At 54.3% G+C, this 2,900-nt stretch carries 3 protein-coding genes and 1 pseudogene; 2 read left to right on the top strand and 2 right to left on the bottom strand.

Annotation, left to right across the window (positions count from 1 at the left end; translation table 11 throughout):
• Positions 1-3 precede the first annotated feature (3 nt).
• Both HMPREF3056_RS04800 and HMPREF3056_RS04805 read left to right on the top strand, forming a co-directional pair.
• On the top strand, positions 4-198 hold the full coding sequence (locus HMPREF3056_RS04800; RefSeq protein ID WP_246822466.1) for a hypothetical protein: 195 nt from the start codon (positions 4-6) through the stop codon (positions 196-198).
• Positions 198-791, top strand: a complete 594-nt coding sequence (locus tag HMPREF3056_RS04805; protein WP_070754229.1) for a recombinase family protein — start codon at positions 198-200, stop codon at positions 789-791. Before HMPREF3056_RS04800 ends, HMPREF3056_RS04805 begins: the two co-directional genes overlap by 1 nt.
• Before the next feature lie 861 nt (positions 792-1,652).
• On the opposite strand, the gene HMPREF3056_RS04810 is transcribed toward HMPREF3056_RS04805, so the two are convergent.
• Positions 1,653-1,916, bottom strand: a complete 264-nt coding sequence (locus HMPREF3056_RS04810; RefSeq protein ID WP_011117479.1) for a hypothetical protein — start codon at positions 1,914-1,916, stop codon at positions 1,653-1,655.
• 353 nt (positions 1,917-2,269) lie between these two features.
• A pseudogene (locus tag HMPREF3056_RS13445) lies at positions 2,270-2,687 on the bottom strand (transposase family protein); the annotation flags it as partial.
• Positions 2,688-2,900: the final 213 nt, after the last annotated feature.

Raw genomic sequence — 2,900 nt, forward strand, 5'->3', positions numbered from 1 at the left:
GACGTGTCTACTTTCCGGGGGTCAGGCCCCTCGTCGGGGCAGCAGGCGTTGGGCAGGATTGTGCAATCTTTGCTTGCTGACGCTGATGGTCTCGACGGTGTTCAGCTTTATGCCCTCTCGGATGCAATCGAGTCGTATCGTGATGCGGTCATTGCCCAGGAGAATGCTGCCTTTAACCCTTCGCGGGGCGAAGACTAATGGCCAAAAGCTCTGGTTCGCGTGGGCAGCGGGTGGGCTATATCCGTGTCTCCACGGTGGAGCAGAATAATCAGCGCCAGAAAGAACTACTCAATACTTCCGGCAGGATTGACCGGTTTTTTGAAGACAAGATTTCCGGCCGCACCAAGACTGCCCGCCCTGGGCTTGTCGAGTGTATGGCGTACGTGCGAGACGGTGACGAACTTGTCGTGTCGTCGATTGACCGTCTCGCCCGATCGCTGACAGATCTGCGCGGTATTGTTGATGAACTTACCGGCAAGGGTGTGACTGTTACTTTTCTGCATGAGAATCTCGCGTTTGCGAAAGACACGTCCGATCCGCGCGCGGATTTAATGCTCGGAATTCTCGGTAGCTTCGCGGAGTTTGAGCGGGCCATTATCCGCGAGCGCCAGGCGGAGGGGATTGCGTTGGCGAAAAAGGCTGGCAAGTACAAAGGCCGCAAGCCTGCTCTTAGCCCGCAGCAAGTAGCGGAGATTAAACGGCGCATATTGGCAGGGGAGTCAAAGGCAACCCTGGCGCGGGAATTTGGGGTAACCCGTCCTACGGTGTATCGAGCATTGAATAACACCTAGGGTAGTGCAGCCGTGATGGTAGATCAGCGCGCCCATGAGCCCCGTCATATGTCTTGCCATATGGCGGGACATATGTTTAGGCATATGCTAAAGCATATGTCGGCAGTTATGTAGCACTGCCAGCATTTTCGTGCGTCTAGATAGGGTGACAGGCAGAGAAATTAGCGGTGTTGAGTGCAGCTGCAAGTAGCACTGTACGGGTTTCCCCTCATGGGCGGCTTTTATAAAGGCAGGGGTGAAATCATGCTTCTAGGTCTCGTCAGGGGTGGCTGCTAACGTTAGTGCCGGTTCACAATCATGCCCCGCCACCTGTGGTGGGGCGTGGGCGTGACTTCCTCGTCGGTGCGCGGTAAGGCCCGCGCGTGACGTGGGCTGTCCCGCGCGCCTTTTTCAGGCGAGCGGACAACCCTACGACGTAAAGGGAGGTAGACAATGGGTAAACACTCATTGGATACACCCGGTCGCAAAAGAAAAGACCTTGATGCCACCAAGCTTGACTGGCTAGATGTGGCTACCAAGGTCATAGTTCTTGTGACCGTAATCGTGAAGCTCGTTACCGCGATGCTTCACGTGGGTCTTTAGGCCCGAGGGTCTCAACGAGCTGGCACTCGTTGGGGCCCTTTTTATTGTGCAGCCGCAATTCAGGGATGAACTGTGCTGTCACTTTTTAGGCTAATGGGCGCGCGAAGGTTTCGCAATACTCCCACACTGAGCCCGTAGCCCTCCTTTTCTCTACTGCGGGCGGGAATCTGCGTATTCGTGCGCCCGCGAGTCCTGCCATATGGCGGAACATATGTTTAGGCATATGTTATAGCGTATGTTCCGCCATATGCTAAAGCATATGTTCTGTGTTATGCAGGTTTACCTGCTAGTTCTTGCGTTTAGGCGGAGTCCGAAAATGGTAATCCACAAGGCTAGTAGGCCGAAGGAGATGAGCAGTGCGGCCAGTTCTCGCGAGAGACCGGCCTGGGTGAAAAGGAAGGAGGGGACAAGGATCATTGCTGCGCTTATGCTGCCTCCAAGCGCGGCGTAATACATACGGTCTTCTGGCCGTTCGCGGCGGATGGTCTGGATGATTAAGACGAAAAGTACTGCGAGTGCGGCGAGGGTGATGGTCGTGTACATTCCTTCTCCTTTCGGGACTGGTGCCCATTTTATCGGTGAGGGTGTGCACGGTCTGTGTGCTGCGTTTTCCAAGAGTCAGGGTGTGTTAGTGTTATCCCCCGTAAGATCCTGATGAGCAGTTGAACAAACTGCACCACCGGAAGTAACAAACTCGAAAGGGTATGTTACCTCCGGTTTCTTTCATTTTTCAATCTTTGAGGTGCGAAGATTGCACGCGTGGGGATTGAGGGTGTGAATCCCACTGTCGTGGGTTTGATGAGGTAGTCGATGTTGCGGAAGCTTTGGCATCGGCGTGCGTTGTGCTCCGTACGTTGTTTCAAAAACGGGTTTCATCAAACGGAACAAAACCTGGGACACTTCATATCCCACCCCAGGCCTAATGACTTGGGTGCAGCGGCAACGCTCATCCGATTTAGGCAGAGTCGTTGCAGGATCCAGTGGGTCACCTGGTCCGTGGTCTTTGAATTGTCGGGCGCGCAGGCAAGGCCAGCACGGAAGATCTTCTGCAAGCAACGCTTGTTGGTGCACCGGTAGCGTGGAAGGCGCACATGAAGTTGTTGGGTGGCCGACGATGGGCAGATCGACCAGGCTGCGGATGACGTGGTCGCGGAATACTCCAGGCTGCCCGCAGGTAGGGCATTCATTGATCGGCTCGACGGGTTCGGCTTCAATAACAGTGACGTCACCGTTTTCTGTGGCACCGGTGATAGTAGTTCCTAGTTTTGCGGTGCGGCAGATGGTATCGACGATGACATTTCCGTTAGGCTGCACAGTAGGTCCTTAGTTTTGTACGGATGGATTAGATACCTTTTTCCTACAAAGCCAAGGACCCCAATATCTTGTGCCACGCCCGAACCCCCGGCGAACTAATCAATGCACTCTAAAACCGGAAGAGCCCTTTTAGTACTACTGGTGGATTTCGGTTTTGGTGGGGATTAACGCCGCCGGCTTCGGTTTTTCCGTTGAGGAGGTCGTTGACTACTT

This window comes from Corynebacterium sp. HMSC056F09 (genome assembly GCF_001815785.1).
Taxonomy (GTDB): domain Bacteria; phylum Actinomycetota; class Actinomycetes; order Mycobacteriales; family Mycobacteriaceae; genus Corynebacterium; species Corynebacterium hiratae.